The sequence below is a fragment of the Stenotrophomonas sp. 10L48 genome (genome assembly GCF_056395105.1).
On record NZ_JBFTIX010000001.1, the window covers coordinates 22,375 to 39,791 of the forward strand.

15 protein-coding genes are annotated in these 17,417 nt (G+C 67.7%); 10 read left to right on the plus strand and 5 right to left on the minus strand.

Features of this window, described 5'->3' with window-relative positions:
• Positions 1-90: 90 nt before the first annotated feature.
• Together AC1DCU_RS00105 and AC1DCU_RS00110 are read left to right on the plus strand one after the other, a co-directional pair.
• Positions 91-423: a hypothetical protein gene (locus AC1DCU_RS00105; protein ID WP_025878503.1), complete on the plus strand. Its 333-nt coding sequence runs from the start codon at positions 91-93 to the stop codon at positions 421-423.
• 91 nt (positions 424-514) lie between these two features.
• Complete coding sequence (locus AC1DCU_RS00110; RefSeq protein WP_025878502.1) at positions 515-1,468, plus strand: helix-turn-helix transcriptional regulator; 954 nt, start codon at positions 515-517, stop codon at positions 1,466-1,468.
• A gap of 314 nt (positions 1,469-1,782) precedes the next feature.
• On the opposite strand, the gene AC1DCU_RS00115 is transcribed toward AC1DCU_RS00110, so the two are convergent.
• The 3 genes from AC1DCU_RS00115 to AC1DCU_RS00125 form a co-directional block, all read right to left on the minus strand.
• Positions 1,783-3,693 (minus strand): CocE/NonD family hydrolase, encoded by a 1,911-nt coding sequence (locus AC1DCU_RS00115; RefSeq protein ID WP_025878501.1) that lies wholly within the window; start codon positions 3,691-3,693, stop codon positions 1,783-1,785.
• 202 nt (positions 3,694-3,895) lie between these two features.
• Positions 3,896-4,282 carry a DUF4440 domain-containing protein gene (locus tag AC1DCU_RS00120; RefSeq protein WP_442251975.1) on the minus strand — a complete coding sequence of 129 codons (387 nt, stop codon included), beginning with the start codon at positions 4,280-4,282 and terminating at the stop codon, positions 3,896-3,898.
• Positions 4,282-5,640, minus strand: coding sequence for an MFS transporter (locus AC1DCU_RS00125; RefSeq protein WP_442251976.1), 1,359 nt, complete (start codon positions 5,638-5,640; stop codon positions 4,282-4,284). The genes AC1DCU_RS00120 and AC1DCU_RS00125 overlap by 1 nt, the downstream gene beginning before the upstream one ends.
• Before the next feature lie 104 nt (positions 5,641-5,744).
• Here AC1DCU_RS00125 and AC1DCU_RS00130 point away from each other — a divergent pair, with 104 nt between their 5' ends.
• Positions 5,745-6,650 carry a LysR family transcriptional regulator gene (locus AC1DCU_RS00130; RefSeq protein WP_032975257.1) on the plus strand — a complete coding sequence of 302 codons (906 nt, stop codon included), beginning with the start codon at positions 5,745-5,747 and terminating at the stop codon, positions 6,648-6,650.
• A 147-nt stretch (positions 6,651-6,797) separates the two neighbouring features.
• Here the strand turns inward: AC1DCU_RS00130 and AC1DCU_RS00135 are convergent, their stop codons facing one another.
• Positions 6,798-9,593 carry a beta-glucosidase family protein gene (locus AC1DCU_RS00135; protein WP_442251977.1) on the minus strand — a complete coding sequence of 932 codons (2,796 nt, stop codon included), beginning with the start codon at positions 9,591-9,593 and terminating at the stop codon, positions 6,798-6,800.
• 336 nt (positions 9,594-9,929) lie between these two features.
• Between AC1DCU_RS00135 and AC1DCU_RS00140 the strand changes: the two genes are divergently transcribed.
• Both AC1DCU_RS00140 and AC1DCU_RS00145 read left to right on the plus strand, forming a co-directional pair.
• Complete coding sequence (locus tag AC1DCU_RS00140) at positions 9,930-10,364, plus strand: VOC family protein (protein WP_025878496.1); 435 nt, start codon at positions 9,930-9,932, stop codon at positions 10,362-10,364.
• A gap of 268 nt (positions 10,365-10,632) precedes the next feature.
• Positions 10,633-11,337, plus strand: coding sequence for a helix-turn-helix domain-containing protein (locus AC1DCU_RS00145; protein WP_032975256.1), 705 nt, complete (start codon positions 10,633-10,635; stop codon positions 11,335-11,337).
• A gap of 8 nt (positions 11,338-11,345) precedes the next feature.
• Here the strand turns inward: AC1DCU_RS00145 and AC1DCU_RS00150 are convergent, their stop codons facing one another.
• Positions 11,346-12,224, minus strand: coding sequence for a sterol desaturase family protein (locus AC1DCU_RS00150; RefSeq protein ID WP_442252206.1), 879 nt, complete (start codon positions 12,222-12,224; stop codon positions 11,346-11,348).
• Positions 12,225-12,402: 178 nt separating this feature from the next.
• Here AC1DCU_RS00150 and AC1DCU_RS00155 point away from each other — a divergent pair, with 178 nt between their 5' ends.
• From AC1DCU_RS00155 to AC1DCU_RS00175, 5 genes are all read left to right on the plus strand, one after another.
• The gene (locus AC1DCU_RS00155; protein ID WP_442252207.1) at positions 12,403-13,308 is read left to right on the plus strand and encodes a LysR family transcriptional regulator; all 906 of its coding nucleotides are present in this window, start codon (positions 12,403-12,405) and stop codon (positions 13,306-13,308) included.
• A gap of 92 nt (positions 13,309-13,400) precedes the next feature.
• Positions 13,401-14,051 (plus strand): DsbA family oxidoreductase, encoded by a 651-nt coding sequence (locus tag AC1DCU_RS00160; RefSeq protein WP_442252208.1) that lies wholly within the window; start codon positions 13,401-13,403, stop codon positions 14,049-14,051.
• Positions 14,052-14,084: 33 nt separating this feature from the next.
• Positions 14,085-15,092: a cyclase family protein gene (locus AC1DCU_RS00165; protein ID WP_442252209.1), complete on the plus strand. Its 1,008-nt coding sequence runs from the start codon at positions 14,085-14,087 to the stop codon at positions 15,090-15,092.
• A 286-nt stretch (positions 15,093-15,378) separates the two neighbouring features.
• The gene (gene imuA / locus AC1DCU_RS00170; protein WP_442252210.1) at positions 15,379-15,993 is read left to right on the plus strand and encodes a translesion DNA synthesis-associated protein ImuA; all 615 of its coding nucleotides are present in this window, start codon (positions 15,379-15,381) and stop codon (positions 15,991-15,993) included.
• A 9-nt stretch (positions 15,994-16,002) separates the two neighbouring features.
• The gene (locus tag AC1DCU_RS00175; RefSeq protein WP_033831382.1) at positions 16,003-17,412 is read left to right on the plus strand and encodes a Y-family DNA polymerase; all 1,410 of its coding nucleotides are present in this window, start codon (positions 16,003-16,005) and stop codon (positions 17,410-17,412) included.
• Positions 17,413-17,417 lie beyond the last annotated feature (5 nt).

The window sequence follows — 17,417 nt, forward strand, 5'->3', positions numbered from 1 at the left end:
ACCGTCCGACCTCGCCGACACTACGCCCTTCGTCGTGACGAAAGCGCTGCATGCGTGATACTTGCGCGCATGCCCGCCACCTGAGCTCCCATGCGTACAGCCTGCGTTCCACTTTCTGCCGATGCCGAACGGCGGCTGGATACCGATTCCTGCCTGCCTGGCGATCTGTACGAAGTGATGCTCAGCGATGCCACGGTCGATCTGCTGTTCGACAGCGGCTTCCTCACTACCCTCAATACGCGGTTCGGCCTGCTCTTTGACCACTACGAAGACGAATCGATCACCCGTCCCGAGCAGTTACAGTACGCACGCGCATTGCTGCGCGATCTTCAACTTGGCCGTAAATGCCAATCGATTGACCCGTTGGATATCGCATTCGGGCTGGCATTGGAGAAAATGACAGGAATCTATTTCCAACTCTGAAAGCGCAGGACCGATCCGCGCTGCAGGTGCACGATGGAACGTGCGGGCACATCGTCGCCGGCACCCATCATCCATGGTTGAGCGCCGAGCGATGTCCCGATATTTCACGTTTGCCGATTACCGCCGTTTTGGCCAGCGACACGGCTATGACTACCGTGCCGATCCAAGCCACCTGCGCGAAGAACAGTGGGCCGGTCACGGCGACCTGCACGAACAGACCCTGCGCGGCGGCATGAGCCTGCTCGCATCGGATGTGCACAACCGCATCGCCTACACCGCCACAGCGCACGAACGGCCCGGCCTGGTCATCCGCGTGATGCTGCAGGGCCAGGTCGACGTGCAGGTTCCCAACCGCAGTGACTTCAGCCTGCGCGCAGGCACCGCCGTGACCACCAGCCACCGCGACCATGTGGCAATGGTCGGCGTCCATCCCGGCAATATGCGCCTGCGTGGCATCAGCCTGATGGTGCCAGCCGATCTGGACCCGGACCTGCTGCGGCAACCGCAATTGCAGCGGGCATTGGGTTCACACATGGAATGCAGGCACTGGGCGATTCCGCACGCGATGCTGCCGCCTCTCGCGCAGCTGTTCGACAGCCCCTGGCAGGATGGCCTGGACGCGCTGTGGCGCGAGGGCATTGCCCTGCAGCTGCTGTCCACCGGCCTGCAGGCCGATGATCTGCACGCCGAAGGTGCGCGTGCGCTGCGCAGTGGCCAGCGGGCACGGCTGGAACGCGTACGGACGTTCCTGCACGACGACCCTGGCCATGCGCACAGCCTGCTGGAACTTGCCCAACTGGCCTGCATGAGCCCCAGCGCACTGCGCCGGCACTTCGTCCAGGCGTATGGCTGCTCGGTGTTCGACTACCTGCACGAACAACGCATGCGACATGCCGAGCAGGGCCTTCGCGAATCCGGCTGGAGCGTGGAACAGGCGGCTGCGGAAACCGGCTATCGGCATCCCAGCAACTTCGCTGCCGCATTCCGCAAGCGCTTCGGGCTGGTGCCCAGCCGCTGGCGCACCGGCCCTTCGAAGGTTGGTTGAAGCGCATCTGCCCGGGCAGGTGTCGACCTTGGTCGACACGCTTTCGCGCCACCGSGTTGCCGGCCAGCGGCCGGCAMTACCCCRTCRGTCCTGCARGCGATCTGTTCCGGTAGGTGTCGACCTTGGTCGACACGCYTTCGCACYACCGCGTTGCCGGCCAGCGGCCGGCACTACCCCGTCGGTCCTGCAAGCGATCTGTTCACGCTTTCGCGCCACCGGGTTGCCGGCCAGCGGCCGGCACTACCACAACCGGCGCTACCGACATCGCGCGACCGGGGTAGCGCCGGGCTGTGCCCGGCGTCATCCCCTCCGTCTCAGTACACCGGCAGTTCGATGTAACTGGCCTGCGCGGCGCTGTGCCATACCCGCTGCGTCGCCTTCTGGTAGTCACCCGGCTTGGCCAGGTAGATGTTCGGCACGTAGGTCTGTGGGTTGCGGTCGTACAGCGGGAACAGGCTGGACTGCACCTGCACCATCACCCGGTGGCCCTTCTGGAAGGTGTGGTTGGCATTGGGCAGGTCGAAACGGTACGGCAGCACCTGGTTGGCCGCCAATGCCTTGGGGTCGCTGAAGCTCTCGCGGTAGCGGCCACGGAAGATCGCCAGCGACACCGGCAGCTCATAGCCGCCCATCTCCGGTGTCGATGCTTCCTGGTCGGGATACACGTCGATCAGCTTCACCACCCAGTCGCTGTCGGTGCCACTGGTGGAAGCCTGCAGGTTCACCACCGGCGTACCTCCGATACGCAGCGGTGCGGTCAACGGCTCGGTGATGAAGGTCAGCACGTCGGGGCGGCCATCGACGAAGCGCTGATCCTTGACCAGCCAGGTCGTCCACATGTCGCGGTCGCCAAAGCGCACCGGACGCGGTACGAACGGCACCGGCTTGGACGGATCAGACACGTATTCCTCGAAGTCGCCCTCGCCCGCCGCCGGCGCCTGGAACGCCAGCTTGCCACCGGCACGCAGGTACAGCGGCTTGCTGTTTGCCGCGCACGCCTTCTCGCAGCTGCGCGGCCAGCCCTGCAGGCGGTCCCAGTGGTTTTCACCGGTGTTGTACACCAGCACTGGTGGCGTATCGGCCTTCGGCGCGCCATCCACCAGATACTGGTCGAAGAACGGCTTGAGCACGTCGCGGCGGAACTGCAGCGCGGTATCGCCATCGAATTTCAGCGCCCCAAGCTGGCTGCCGTCATAGTTCACCTGGCTGTGCCGCCACGGCCCCATCACCAGGTAGTTGTGGGTGTTGCCGGTATCGCGCCCTTCCATCGCCTGGTAGGCGTGGTTGGCACCCCACATGTCTTCCTGGTCCCACAGGCCCTGCAGCCACATGGTCGGCACCTTCAGCGGCGTCTTCGCCATCACCGCATCCAGCGCCTGGCCCTGCCAGAACGCATCGTATGCGGGGTGCTGTACCAGCTTTTTCCACCAGGTCAGCTGGTCCACGCCGGTAAAGCGCGCGTAGTCACCGGCCGAGCCGATGCGCAGGAAAGTGCTGTAATCGTCGTAGCCCAGCGACGGCAGCGGCGTGCCCTTGCCACGCTTCTCGGTCTGCATCGCGAAGTAGTTGAAATTGACCTGGCGGAAAGCGCCGTAGTTGAGCCAGTCGTCACCCATCCAGCCATCGACCATCGGGCTCTGCGGCGCGGCCACCTTCAGTGCAGGGTGCGGATCGGTCAGCGCCATCACCACGGTGAAGCCTTCGTACGACGAGCCGAGCATGCCGACCTTGCCGTTGGTCTCCGGCACATGCTTGACCAGCCAATCGATGGTGTCCCACGCGTCGGTGGAATGATCGACCTTGGTACCGTTCAGTGGCCCACGCAGCGGCCGCGTCATCACGTAATCGCCTTCGGAGCCGTACTTGCCACGGATGTCCTGGAACACGCGGATGTAGCCGCCATCGACGAACACTTCATCGCCCTGCGGCAGCAGATCGCGCATGCGCGGCGAATCGCTGCGGCTGGCGCGGCCGGCGGCGTCGTACGGTGTGCGGGTCAGCAGGATCGGTGCATTGTGGGCACCCTTGGGCACCACGATCACCGTGTACAGCTTGGTGCCATCACGCATCGGCACCATCACCACGCGCTTGTCGTAGTCGCGACCCACATCGGGGGCGACGAAGGGTTTTCCGCTGATGTCCGGGGTCATCGGCGGCGTGTCGGCGGCCAGCACGGCGCTGGACAGGCTCAGGGCTACGGCAACAGCAACGGCACGCACACGCATGGACATCACCTCCCGGCAGGAAAGGCCCCAGCCTACTCCCGTAGCCCCCGGCAAAGCGTGTGCCTGCTTTGCATTCTGCGGCGTTTACAGGCAGGACTGATGGCACATGTGCGGTCTGCTGCCGCTGCGCTCACCGGGCATGGCCCGGTGCTACCCGTTCACGGCCAACCACGGTAGCGCCGGGACATGCCCGGCGGATCCATCACGCCACCGGTACTTCATGCAGGGCCAGCCAGCGCCAGCGCCCTCCTTCCTGCCGCAGCACTGCCAGCGATTCCCGCCACGCGGTTTCTTCCCCACCCACGGCATGCCCTTCGCGATAACGCAGCACCGCCAGCGGCGACGGCGCTTCCACCGCCTGCACGGCCTCGATGGCGATCCCCAGTCCCGGCCGGGCGCCGTGTCCGCCCACGAACAGCGCCTGCACGGCAGCGCGGTCCAACCTGCGACCGGAGATGCCGACCATGCTGAAGTCCGCGCAGAAATGTTCCATCAGATCAGCCAGTGCATCGGCCGCGACCTCTGCGCGGAACCAGGCCTGCAGCTTGTCGTGCAGCAGGTGGATTTCGTGTTCGGCGGTCATGTCCATCAAGCAGTCTCCGGAGCGGAAAGGGAATGCAGCTGCGACCGGCGCAGCAGCGCCAGCGGCAACAGGGTGAGTACGGCCGCCAGGCCCAACGCCACGCCGGTGGCATGCGCCGGCCACCACTGCATGGCCAAGGCCAGCAGCAGAGCAATGGCGGCGGTACCCAGGCAGAAGCTGAGCTGGCGGTTGAGGTTCCACAGCGCACTGGCATCGCCCAGCGCCTCGGCGTCCACACTCTGGAACGCCAACGTCTGCGCGGTGCTGCTGCACAGGCTGCCGCCAGCGCCCATCAGGGCGAACAGCGTTGCGGCCAGCGTGAAGGGGGGCTGCGATTGCAGCGCCATCAGCAGCAGACCGCTGGCCTGCAGGACCATGCCCAGCCGCAGCACCGAGCCCGGCCCGAAGCGCGCCAGCAAGCGTCGGCTGCCGGTGATTGCCAGTGCCGAGGCCAGCGCCCACGGCAACATCAAGGCGCCGATCTGCGCGGCGCTGTAACCGGCGTGGTTCAACTGCAGGGTACTGGCCAGCTGGCTGCCGATGAACACACCCGGCACCGCCAGATAGACCAGCATCGCCATGCGCAGGCCTCGATGGGACAGCAGCGACCAGCGCAGCAGCGGCTGCGGCTGCCGGCGTGCATTACGCAGGTGGGCGGCGGCCAGCACTGCTGCCAGCAGCAGCAACCCTGCGCCGGCGAAGCGATGGTCGGGCTCACCCAGCCAGGTCAATGCCAGCAGCAACGCGCCCAGCGCAGACATGGCGGTGGCCAGTGCATAGCCCTGCAGGCGTGGCGCACTGCGCAGGCCATCGGCCGGCATCCACGCCAGCACCAGGGCGATCGCCAGCACCGCCAGCGGCAGGCTGGCCCACAGCACGCCGCGCCAGGACAGCCACTGCACCAGCAGGCCGCCAAGAGCCGGTGCAAGTGCCGGCACCAGCAACGCCACCAGCAGGATGCGCCGGGTCAGCGCACCGCGTTGCTCAGGCGTGCACTGCCGGTACGCCGCCGCCTGCGCCACCGGAATCAGCAGCCCGCCAGCCAACCCCTGCAGCAGCCGCCAGCCCAGCAGCCAGCCGATGGACGGCGCGGCGCCGGCCAGGCCCGCAGCCACCGCGAACAGCACCAAGGCAGCCAGCAGCAGGCGACGCTCGCCGCAGCGCGCGGCCAGCCACGGGGCCAGCGGAATCACCACGCTCAGGCCCAGCATGTAGGCCGTGCCTACCCAGGCCAGGGTGCCGATGTCCGCATGCAGCTCGGCCGCCAGCGCCGGGTAGGCCACGGTGGCGATGAACATGTTGACCAAGTCCAGCGCGAACACCAGCAGGAAGATCGCCTCATGGCGCAGGCGTGGGGAAGGCATCAGCAGGCTCCGGCAGCGAAGGCGACAGCATCGCGGACCAGCGTTGTTGGAAAAACACGACGGCAGCTGCAACACTGTCAAACCTGTTTTGACAATCAGCCACCATGGTCAGCCTCGATCGCTTCGATATCTTCCGTGCCGTGGTCGAGGCCGGCAGCCTGACCGCCGCCGCCGAGCGCCTGGGCCTGAGCCGGGCCGTGGTCAGCTTCAACCTGAAGCGGCTGGAGCAGGAGCTGGGGGTAACCCTGCTGCTGCGCAGTACCCGCCACCTGGCGCTGACCGAGGCCGGCGAACAGTTCCTGCAGCACTGCGTGCAGGCACTGGATGCCGCGCAGGCCGCCATCGATGCCGCGCGCCGCGACCAGCATCAACTGCAGGGCGTACTGCGCCTGACCACCACCCCGGAGTACGCGCAGCTGCGGCTGATTCCAGCACTGGAAGCCTTCCGCGCGCAGCATCCAGCGCTGGCGCTGCATCTATCGACCTCGCCAGCCCCGGCCGACCTGATTCCCGAGCGCTTCGACCTGGCGATCCGCCTCGGCCGCCTGCCCGATTCGCAACTGCATGCCACCGAGCTGGAACGTCACCCGCTGTGCGCGGTCGCCGCTCCGGCATTGCTGGCGCGCCTGGGGTCCGCCGAGGCGGTGGATGATCCGGTGCTGCTGGGCACCCTGCCCCGCCTCGGCTATCCGCGCCTGGCCGATGTGCCAGTGGTCGCGCCGGATGGCAGCGATGCATTGTTCGCCACCAATCCGGGCAACGCGGTGATACGCGTGGATGGGGCCAGCAGCCTGCGCGCGTTCGCCGTGGCCGGTGCAGGAGTGACCGTGCTGCCACGCTGGCTGATCGAGGACGATCTCGCCCACGACCGCCTGCGGCCGGTGCTGCGCCAGCATCGTTTCCCGCAGCAGAGCGTGTACGCGGTGTACCCGCACAGCAGCCAGCCCTCGCCGAAGGTGCGGCAGCTGATCGATTTCCTGCGCGGGTGGTTTGGTGACGACGCCAGCTGAATCCTTCGCCCGCCGGGCATGGCCCGGCGCTACCGGGATGCCCGTAATCGGGTAGCGCCGGGCCATGCCCGGCGAGCGCAGCGGCACCCCGTAAACAGACACGGCCCCTTGCGGGGCCGTGTCTTCAACCATCAGTACCGCAGCGGATCAGCGCAGCACCTGCTCCACCAGCTGCACGTCCACCGTCTGCAGCGGCTCGGCGGCGTTGCGCGACAACTGCACCTGGTAGGTGCCGCCGGCGATCTTCCACTGGCGTGCCTGCGCATCGTAATGCGCCAGGGTCTTCGGCTCGGCTTCGATGCGGATGCGGCGCTGTTCGCCCGGTTGCAGCTCGACCTTGTCGTAGCCGATCAGGCGGATCGGCGTGGCGCTGCCGGCCGGCAGCTTCAGGTACAGCTGGGCGACGTCGGCACCGGCGCGCATGCCGGTGTTGCGGATGTCGACGCTGGCAACCAGGCGCGAACCCTCCACGCTCACCTTCAGGTTTTCATAGGCGAACGAGGTGTAGGACAGGCCGTGGCCGAAGGCGAAGGTCGGGGTCAGGCCCTTGGCCGCCATCCACTTGTAGCCGACGTTGGCGCCTTCGATATCGAAATCGAACACATCGCCGAACGGCTTGGCCGGCTTGAAGCCAAGGCCATCGATGTGCGGGCGCGGCAGCTGCGATTCGTCCACCACCCAGGTCACCGGCAGGCGGCCGGACGGATTGGCCTGGCCGGTCAGCAGTGCGGCAATGCCTTCACCGCCACGGATACCCGGGTACCAGGCCTGCAGCACCGCCGGCACCTGCGCCAGCCACGGCGTACGCACCGGGCCGTTGGTTTCCAGCACCAGCACGGTCTTCGGGTTGGCCTTGGCCACCGCCGAAATCAACCCATCCTGGTTGTCCGGCAGCTGCATGTCCGGCAGGTCCACCGATTCGGCCGCCCACTGGGTGGCGAACACGATGGCCACATCCGCCTGTGCAGCAGCCTTGGCCGCAGCGGCGGCATTGGTGCCGTCCACATAGGTGATGGTGGCGTCCGGACGCGCGGCACGCAGCGATTCCAACGGCGAGGACGGATGGAATATCACCGGGCCCGGCCAGGTGGTCGGCAGCACGCCCGGCACCGCGTTGGTGCCCTTGGCCGTGACGCCCACCATCGACGAACCACCGCCACCGATCACGCCCTTGTCGGCATGGCCACCGATGATGACGATGCGCTTGGCGCTGTCGGCCAGCGGCAGCAGGCTGCCTTCATTGCGCAGCAGCACGCTGCCTTCTTCCACCGTGCGCTGGGCCACGGCGAAACCGGCTTCAGCGTCGACCTTCTGGTGCTGCGGCGGGTTGTCGAAGTTGCCGTGCAGGAACATCGTGCGCAGGATGCGCGCGACCATGTCGTTCAGGCGCGCCTGCGGTACCACGCCGCCGTGCACGGCCAGGCGCAGCGGCTCATCGAAGAACACCGCCGCATCGAACACTTCACCGGCGGACTGCTGGTCCAGGCCGGCCAGCGCCGCCTTCGAACCGCTGTGCACGCCGCCCCAGTCGGACATCACGAAACCGGGGAATTTCCACTCCTGCTTCAGCACCTGGTTCATCAGGTAGCCGTTTTCGCAGCCGTAGGTACCGTTGATCTTGTTGTACGAGCACATCGCCACGCCCGGGCGGCCAGCTTCCAGCGCGATCTCGAACGCCAGCAGATCCGACTCGTGCATGGCCTGCTCGCCAATGCGCACGTCATGGAAGTTGCGGCGGGTCTCCATGTCGTTCAGCGCGAAGTGCTTCATCGACGAGATCACGTGCTGGCTCTGCACGCCCTGGATCACTGCGCCGACCATCGAACCGGCCAGCAGCGGGTCTTCACCAGCGTATTCGAAGTTGCGGCCGTTACGCGGGTCACGCTGCAGGTTGACGCTGCCGGACAGCAGGATGTTGAAGCGCTGCTGCCAGGCTTCGCGGCCCATCGTCGCGCCACCGGCAAAGGCAACACCGCGGTTCCAGGTGGACGCCGTGGACGGGCCCGACGGCATGGCGGTGGCGAAATCACCCGGGCGGATGCCACCGGGATTGGTCACGCCCACGCCGGCGTCGGCCGACTGCTGCGACGGAATGCCCAAGCGCGCTACGCCCGGCACGAAACCGGCCGAACCCACCGCACCTTCCGGCAGCTTGCCACCGTCCTTGCCCAGCCCGAAGTAGCTGTGCAGCATCTGGAACTTCTCGTCCTCGGTCATCGCCTTCAGCAGCAGCGCAGCGCGCGCATCGGCGGTGAGCGTGGTATCCATCCACGGCTGCTCGCCGCCCTTGTCAGCCGCATAGGCCAGGGTCAGCAGGGTTGCACGCAGCGCGCTGCCTTCAACCTTGAACGGCGCACTGCTGGCGGCCTGGAAGCCATCGCTGAAATAGCTGGCATCGGCCTCCAGGGCCACGCGTGCCGGATCGAAGCCGGCCGCTTTGGCCGATTCACCGGCCACCGCGCCGAGCAGCACCGCCGGCGCGCCCAGTCGCGAACGCGACACCAGTGCCGGCAACTGCGAAGCACCGGCGCCAGCGTCGGTGTACACCGCCACTGCATGGCGGCCGTCATCCAGGCGCAGGTAGTTCAGGCCCGGCTGGTCGGGGCCGGATTCGGCGGCGATCGGCAGCCGGGTCAACACGGCCTGGCCGTGCTGGGTCTGGCCGTCATCCTTGCCGGCGGCGATGAAGCGGTACTGGTAGCCCAGGCCATCGGCCAGCAGCTGCAGCGGATCGACCTGGCCGATGCCGCGCTGTACCTGGCGAACGCTGACCGCATCCACCTGCAGGGTCTTCAACTGGGCAGCCAGGGCCGGCATCGCGTCCGCGGTCGGCGCCTGTTCCAGCGTCAGCACGGTGAAGGCGGCGGAGTCGGCCCAGGCCGGGGTGGCCAGTGCGGCAGACAGGGCCAGGGACAGGGCGAGCGGCTTTGTAAACGTTTTCATCGGCGGGCGTAATTCCGTTGCCAAGGCAATCGGTCCAGGGAAAGTGCCGCCGAAGGGTGCAGCGTCATGCCGCGCATGCGTTGCCGGGCAACGCCTTGCAGGCCAGAGGACGGGCCGGTCTGCGCGCGGGACCCTCCTCCCGTGCGTGACAACCTGCCTGTCCGGGCCGCGCAGGGCGACCCATCATGTGAAGAGTGTGCGAGGGCGTTCATCGCTGTCAACAGGACCTAAGTCACAGGCGCGATGTGCGGACTGGTTATCAGCCCATCACCGGCGGTCATCAACGGGCTGCACGGCGCTGCCGATAATGGTTCTCCCCGGCGACGAATCGAGCCCATGACCGTACATCGCGACTTCGACCATCTCTGGCGCGACCGCTGTGACACCTCCAGCCAGCGCAGCCCGCGCGTGCTGATCCGGGTGTTCGTCGCCCCCGGCGAACTGGAACGCAGCGTGGCCTTCTACGAGCAGCTGCAGGGTGTGGTCGCCGATGCCGGCTTTCCGTTTCCCGATGCGGGCCTGCGGCTGGCGATGGTCGGTGCGTTCCTGCTGATCGAAGGCTGCGACGAGGCGCTGGCGCCGTTCACGTCGACCACGGGCACGTTGCTGGTCGACGACGTTCGGCCTTATCACGACAAGTTGGTGGCCGCCGGCGCCGAGATCATCTTTCCGCTGCAGGTGGTACCGACCGGTGCGGCGTTCAATGCGGTGCATCCCGATGGCACCGTGGTCGAGTACGTGCACCACCGGCCGGACCCGCAGGGGCGGTGAGGTGGCGGCCGGGCTGCGCCCGGCACCCGCAGAGGCAACGGCCAATGCAACAGCAGAAGCAAAAGCTGGGCTCCTATGGGTAGGCGGGGTGGGTCCGGTTGCGGGGGGCGCCGTGAATCCATCCATGGAGGCTCGGTCGCGCCATCCATGGCGCTCACGCCCCCGCAACCGGACCCACCCCGCCTTCGACAGATTTCCGGCGCGCAGTAGATCCACGCCATGCGTGGATGTTTTTCCCATGAACCTTTGCGGCATACGTCATCCACGCATGGCGTGGATCTACAATTCCTCCATGTCCTCCCCCGCTCTACCCTGGAATGGCACCCTGCTGTTGGATGCACACGTGGCCGTGCTGCAGGGCCACGCCGGTGACAGCGCCGCGCATGCGCACTACGCCCATCAGCTGCTGCTGAGCGACGGCGTCCCTTGGCAGGTCGAGATCGATGGCGTGCAGCAGCAGGGCCAACGGCTGTGGCTGCGCTCCTTCCAATCGCACGCGATCCTGTCGGCGCCCGCTGACGGCTGCACGGTGTTCCTCGAACCGGCACATGCCGACCTCGAACAGATCCAGCAGCATCTGCAGTCGTTGCCCGGCAATGCCGCGCAGCTGCACGAGTGGCTGCCGCGACTGAGCCGCCCACAGCCCCTGGACCGCCGCGTGCAGGCGGCGCTGGCCCGCATCACCCAGCACCTGCCCGGCCCGGTGCCAGCCGCCGATATCGCCGAGGCCGCGCATCTGTCGACCAGCCAGCTGCATCGGCGCTTCCAGTCCGAGCTGGCAGTGACCCTGCGCGGTTGGGTGCTGTGGCAACGGCTGCGCAGTGCGCTGGCGCATCATCTGCGCGGGCACAGCCTGACCGACAGCGCGCATGCTGCCGGTTTCGCCGATCTGCCCCACCTCTCGCGCAGCCTGCGCCGCATGTTCGGCATCGGTGCCGCGCAACTGCAGGGCCTGCAGCTGCACGCGGCCTGACGCATCGATCAACCGCGCCTGCGCAGTCCTTCCGGAAGCTCCGGCACCTCGCCATGGGGCAGCGCGCGGAAGGGGGCCAGCAGTTGTGCGGAATACGCCAGCGGATAGTCCGGCTGGCTGCCGATGCCCAGATCACGCTGCCGCAACCGATAGCCCGGTGCATCAAACGCGGTCCCCAGCAGGTGGTCCCACACGGTGAAGAACAAACCGAAATTGACATCACCTGCAGTGCCATAGCGGATGTGGTGGAAGCGGTGCAGCGGTGCCCATGCCATCACCCGGCCCAACACACCCGGGCGCATGTCCACGTTGGAATGCTGCAGCAGCAGCTGGATCGCGATGGCGAACGCCAGCACTGCGGCCACCGGCATCGGCATGCCCAACAGCAGCAGCGGCAGTACGCCGCCCACCGCTTCGGCGGCCTGGTGCAGTGGGTGTTTCATCAAACCATTGAAGCCATACATGCGGATCACGCTGTGATGCACCGCATGCAACCGCCACAACCAGCCGATGCGATGGCTGGCGTAGTGCACCAGGGTGATGCCAAGGTCAGCCGCGATGATCGCCACCAGCACCTGCAGCGCGAATGGCCACTGCGTCGGCCAGACGTGCCAGGGCACGATTGCCGCCAGCATCGGCACCGTGGCGATCGACAGCAGGTTCAGGCTTTCATTGACCAGCGCATGCAGGACGTCGCGCAGGCGGTCACCCTGGTCGTGGTTGAACGCCGGATCGTAAGGCCACAGCCGCTCGGCAGCGAACGACACCGCGATGGCGACAGCCAGCAAGGCAAGCAGCCACAGCGGGTCACCGTGGGAGTGGCCGACCCAGGCGATGGCGGCGGCAACAAAACCCAGCAGGAACAACGGGGCATACAGGCGGAGCATCCAGTGCTTCATGGCTGGCTCTGAACAGTGAGGGGCCTGCATGCTGGCGCGGCATGCGGGCTGCAGGCTTGAACAAACAGCGCAACCCCGCGTCCGCTCACGTTGAATGCCCACCTTGGTGGGCGATCCACGTCTGGCGTGGATCTACAATGTCGACCTCATCGCGGCCTGGACCGGCATGGATTCCTTCACCTTGATGCGCGCCTTCCGCCGCATCGTCGAACGCGGCAGCCTCGCCCGTGCTGCCGAAGACCTGGGCCTGTCGCCAGCCGGGCTGAGCAAGCAGCTGCGCACGCTGGAAACGCATCTGGGCGTAGTGCTGCTGCAGCGGACCACCCGCCGCATGAGCCTGACCGAAACCGGCCATGCCTATTACCGCGAATGCTGCCGCCTGCTCGATGAACTGGACGCGCTGGAGCGCGGCATCGCCGAACAGCGCGGTGAAGTGAGCGGGCGCCTGCGGGTCAATGCACCGCAGTCATTCGCGCTGAGCACGCTGTCGCCATTGCTGCCACGCTTCCTGCAGCAGCATCCGCAGCTTGCACTGGACCTGGTGATGGAAGACCGTCTGCTTGATGCGGTTGGCGAAGGGTTCGATGTATCCCTGCGCATCCGCGCCGAACTGGAAGATTCGCGGCTGGTCGCACGCCGCCTGGCTTCGCTGCAGCAGGTGCTGTGCGCGGCACCGTCCTATCTGCAGCACCATCCGGCACCGCAGGTGGTGGAAGAACTGCAGGCGCACAGCGTGCTTGGCTACAGCCTGTCCGATTCACCCGGCAGCTGGCCGCTGCTCGGCCCCGATGGCCAGGTCACGGTGACCCTGCCGACACGGGTCACCGCCAACAACAGTCTGCTGCTGCGTGACCTGCTGGTCGCCGGCCTCGGTATCGGTGCGCTGCCCTCGTTCCTGGCCGCACCGGCACTGGCCAGCGGCGAACTGCAGCAGGTGCTGCCCAACCATCGCTATCCGCCGCGGTTCGTCTACGCGGTCTACCCCACCGCGCGCCACCTGCAACCGAAGGTACGCGCCTTCATCGATTTCCTGCACGCCGAACTGCCCGCCTGCGCCGGGCTGGATTCGTAACCGCCAGCGAAAACTGAGCTGCCCGCCGCGTGCTGTTTCGGCCCGGCGCCACTGCCTACTCTGCCGCCTCCCCTCTCACGGACGGCAGGCCGATGATCGCCTCTCCTTCGCTGACCACCACTGCACCGGTGGTCGATTTCTTTCATGACGTGGTCTGCGGCTGGTGCTTCGTGCTGGCCCCGCGCCTGCAGCAGGTCTCGGTCGAACTCGGCATCCAGGTCCACCACCGCAGCTTCGTGCTGCAGGACTCGCGCGAACAGATGATCGAGGTATTCGGCTCGATGCCGCGCGCCAAGGCCATCATCCTGCGCCACTGGGCCGACTGCGCCGCGCATGACGACAGCGCGCGCATCGATATCGACGGCATGCGGGCACAGGACTTCGAATACCCTTCCGGTTGGCTGGGTGCACTGGCCTGCCAGGCCGCCGGCATGCTCGGCGGCAACGCCGCACACGGCGCGATGTTCGATGCCGTGCAGTGGGCGCACCTGCACCAGCACCGAAACATCGGTGACGTCGAGGTGCTGCTGGACATCGCCGAACAGCTGGGGCATCGGCGTGGCGTCTTCGCCGACCGGATGCGCAGCGATGAGGTGCGCCAGCGCGTGCAGGCCGACCGCGCTGAAGCTGCCGCACTCGGCATCCGCTCCATCCCCACCGTCATCACCGGCAACGGCCTGCGCCTGCAGACCCTGCCGCTGCCGCAACTGCGCCAGGCCCTGGCGCCGCTGGTCGCGGCCTGAGCCGCACCGTTCCCCACCTTCAAGGAGATTCCCATGACCCCACGTACCCTGGGCACCGCCCTGGCCCTGCTGTTGGCCGGCGCCGCGGCTTCCACCGCCGTGTCCGCGCACGAACGCGTTCCCTCCGGCCAGCAGGTCGGCACCAGCCCCTGGGGGCCGAAGGACGAGATCGGCCGCCTCAACCTGATCACCGAGGCCTCACGCGCAGCGATCCTGTCGCGGGTCAGCGGCGGCAAAGCCTACGATCTGGCCACCGAGTACTACGTCGGCATGCCCAGCTGGCAGGATGCCGGCGACCCGCACTACCAGTTCTGGATGACCCACACCCCGCGCGGCACGGTGATGGACGACCCGATGGGCGTAGGCGAGACGATGAACCTCACCCGCAGCTACACCGGCACCGCGTTCTCGATGTACAGCCACACCGGCACCCACATCGATGCGCTGAACCACTTCGGCATCCATGGAAAGATCTGGAATGGCTTCGAGGCCGACAAGCACCTCGGCGACCGCGGCTGGAACGTCACCGGCATCGAGAAATTCCCGCCGCTGATCGCCCGTGGCGTACTGATCGACGTGGCCGGCGCCAAGGGCATGGACATGCTGCCGGACAGCTACCGCGTCACCCGCCAGGACCTGAAGGATGCGCTGGCGCGCCAGCACGTGCAGCTGCAGCAGGGCGACATCGTACTGATCCGCACCGGTCGCATGCGCCTGTTCGAACAGCCCAAGGCCTACATGGCCAACCCGCCGGGCATGGGCATGGATGCGGCGCGTTTCCTGGTGGAGGACAGCGGCGCGATGATCGTCGGCGCCGACAACCTCAGCTTCGAGACCTTCCCTTCCGAAGTGTCCGACGACTACGTGCCGCTGCACACCTACCTGCTGGCGCAGCAGGGCGCGCCGATCATCGAGCTGGTGGCGCTGGATGAACTGGCGCGCGACAAGGTCTATGAGTTCGCCTTCATCGGTGGCCCGCTGAAGATCCGCGGCGGCGACGCCGCGCCGCTGCGCCCGGTGGCCCTGCCGGTCCGCCCGTGACCCGATAGCCGGGCCAGGGTGGGCGGTGCCGACCTTGGCCGGCACCGCTTTTCCCGCATCCAGGCCCCCGTTCCCCAGTAGATCCACGCCCTGCGTGGATGCTTTACCTCCTTCAGCAAGCTGAAACCCCGCCCTCCGATTTCATTAGTAATATTACTCACAAGCCGAGTAGCATGTCCGGTCTCAGCCCCTGATATCGGCCTGTCGATACTCGCTCCATGCCTGCCGTTTCCGCCCACTTCTGCCGCTTCCCGCCAGCCCGGCGCCTCCCCCGGAGGACCGGCTGATGGGCGCCGTCGTCGCCCTCGACCGCCTGCTGGACGGCCGCCAGGTCTGGCGCGGGCCGGCACGCCAGGGGCAGGCCAGCGACCATCTGGCCAGTGGCCACCCGGCGCTGGACGCGCGCCTGCCCGGCGGTGGCTGGCCAGCCAGCGGGCTGTGCGAAGTACTGCAGGCAGCACCCGGGGTCGGTGAACTGGCCCTGATCTGGCCGGCGCTGGCAAAGCTGAGCCAGCAACCACGACCGATCGTGCTGGTCGCCCCACCCTATCGCCCGCACGCCCCGGCATGGGCCGCCGCCGGGCTCGACCTGGCCCAGCTGCAGATCATCCACGCCGCACCGAAGCAGGCGCTGTGGGCGGCCGAGCAGTGCCTGCGCTCTGCCGCCTGCGCCGCCGTGCTGTGCTGGCCGCAGCAGGCCGACGATCGTGCCCTGCGCCGCCTGCAGGTTGCCGCCGACAGCGGCCAGTGCCTGGGTTTCGTGTTCCGCGAGGCCCGCGCCGCCCGCAACCCCTCCCCGGCCAGCCTGCGCCTGCAGCTCGACCATGGCCAGGTGCGGGTGCTGAAGTGCCGCGGCGGGCTGCCACCGGCGCAGCCGTTGCCGCTGGCCATCGCCCACTGAGGCCGCGCCATGCACTGGGCCTGCCTGTTGTTGCCGCAGCTGGCGCTGGACAGCGTGCTGCGCCTGCAGCCCGATCCACAGCGGCCACTGGTACTGCTGCAGGGGCCGGCGCAGCGTCGTGTGCTGCGTGCGGTCAGCCCTGCCGCGCGGGCAGCGGGGCTGCGCCCGGGCATGCTGCTGTCGGCCGCGCAGGTGCTGGTGCAGGACCTGCAGCTGCATGACTACGATCCCAGCGCCGAACAGCACACCCGGCAGTTGCTGGCCAGCTGGCTGTATGCCACCAGCTCGCTGGTCAGCCTCGATTTTCCGCATGCGCTGGTGCTGGAGATCGGTGCCAGCCGTGCCCTGTTCGGCGATTGGCTGACGATCGAACAACGCCTGCGCAACGGCCTGCACGACCTGGGCTTCCGCCATCGCCTGGTCGCTGCCCCCAACCCGCATGCCGCGCGCGTGCTGGCCAATGTGCACGATGGCCTTGGCATCGATGCGCAGCAGCTGCCCGCCGCACTGGCACAGCTGCCACTGGCGCGTAGTGGCCTGCCCGTTGATGCAGTGACCGTGCTGGCACGCTCCGGCCTGCGCACGCTGGGGGCGGCCTTCGACCTGCCGCGCGAAAGCCTGGCCCGCCGCTTCGCCCCCGAGGTACTGCAGCAGCTGGATGCCGTGCGCGGTTTGGGCAACGCGCCGCTGCGCTATTACCAGCCGCCGGACCGGTTCGATGCGCGCATCGAATTCGAATACGAGATCGAATCCAGCCAGGCCCTGCTGTTCCCGCTGCGGCGCCTGCTGCTGGATCTGGCCGCATTCCTGTGTTCGCGCGATGGTGGCGTGCAGCGTTTCGATCTGCATTTCGAGCACGACCTGCTGCCGGCCAGCGTGCTGACCATCGGCCTGCTGGCCCCCGAACGCGATGCGGCGCTGCTGTTCGAGATCGCACGCAACCGCATGGAAGCCTTCGCCCTGCCCGCCGGCAGCCGTGCGCTGCGCCTGCAGGCCGAGCAGCTGCCGCCGTTCGTGCCGGCCGCACGTGACCTGTTCGATACCCGCCCGGCGCAGGCGATGCCATGGACCCAGCTGCGCGAGCGCCTGCGTGCCCGCCTCGGCGATGACGCCGTGCAGCCACTGGCCGTGCAGGCCGACCACCGCCCCGAACGCGCCAGTGGCACCCAGCCACCGGCCAAGCCACCCGCTTGGTGGCCGCTGCGCCCCGGCTGGCTGCTGGAGACGCCACAGCCGCTGCGCGATCCGCGCCTGCGCATCGTCGCCGGGCCGGAACGGATTGAATCGGGCTGGTGGGACCAGGCCGATGCACGCCGCGACTATTACGTGGTGGAAACCGCGCAGGGCCAGCGTGGCTGGGCCTTCCGCACGCGCAATGATCCGCATGCGCCGTGGATGCTGCACGGCTGGTTCGGTTGAGCCCC

Excerpts from the sequence above, each read along its gene's own strand:
- AC1DCU_RS00150 (WP_442252206.1), bottom strand. The coding sequence starts at position 12,224 with ATGCTCCGCCTGTATGCCCCGTTGTTCCTGCTGGGTTTTGTTGCCGCC.
- AC1DCU_RS00145 (WP_032975256.1), top strand. The coding sequence starts at position 10,633 with ATGGCGTGGATCTACAATTCCTCCATGTCCTCCCCCGCTCTACCCTGG.
- AC1DCU_RS00160 (WP_442252208.1), top strand. The coding sequence starts at position 13,401 with ATGATCGCCTCTCCTTCGCTGACCACCACTGCACCGGTGGTCGATTTC.
- AC1DCU_RS00175 (WP_033831382.1), top strand. The coding sequence starts at position 16,003 with ATGCACTGGGCCTGCCTGTTGTTGCCGCAGCTGGCGCTGGACAGCGTG.
- imuA (WP_442252210.1), top strand. The coding sequence starts at position 15,379 with ATGGGCGCCGTCGTCGCCCTCGACCGCCTGCTGGACGGCCGCCAGGTC.
- AC1DCU_RS00135 (WP_442251977.1), bottom strand. The coding sequence starts at position 9,593 with ATGAAAACGTTTACAAAGCCGCTCGCCCTGTCCCTGGCCCTGTCTGCC.
- AC1DCU_RS00125 (WP_442251976.1), bottom strand. The coding sequence starts at position 5,640 with ATGCCTTCCCCACGCCTGCGCCATGAGGCGATCTTCCTGCTGGTGTTC.
- AC1DCU_RS00115 (WP_025878501.1), bottom strand. The coding sequence starts at position 3,693 with ATGCGTGTGCGTGCCGTTGCTGTTGCCGTAGCCCTGAGCCTGTCCAGC.
- AC1DCU_RS00110 (WP_025878502.1), top strand. The coding sequence starts at position 515 with ATGTCCCGATATTTCACGTTTGCCGATTACCGCCGTTTTGGCCAGCGA.
- AC1DCU_RS00120 (WP_442251975.1), bottom strand. The coding sequence starts at position 4,282 with ATGGACATGACCGCCGAACACGAAATCCACCTGCTGCACGACAAGCTG.
- AC1DCU_RS00165 (WP_442252209.1), top strand. The coding sequence starts at position 14,085 with ATGACCCCACGTACCCTGGGCACCGCCCTGGCCCTGCTGTTGGCCGGC.
- AC1DCU_RS00130 (WP_032975257.1), top strand. The coding sequence starts at position 5,745 with ATGGTCAGCCTCGATCGCTTCGATATCTTCCGTGCCGTGGTCGAGGCC.
- AC1DCU_RS00105 (WP_025878503.1), top strand. The coding sequence starts at position 91 with ATGCGTACAGCCTGCGTTCCACTTTCTGCCGATGCCGAACGGCGGCTG.
- AC1DCU_RS00155 (WP_442252207.1), top strand. The coding sequence starts at position 12,403 with ATGGATTCCTTCACCTTGATGCGCGCCTTCCGCCGCATCGTCGAACGC.
- AC1DCU_RS00140 (WP_025878496.1), top strand. The coding sequence starts at position 9,930 with ATGACCGTACATCGCGACTTCGACCATCTCTGGCGCGACCGCTGTGAC.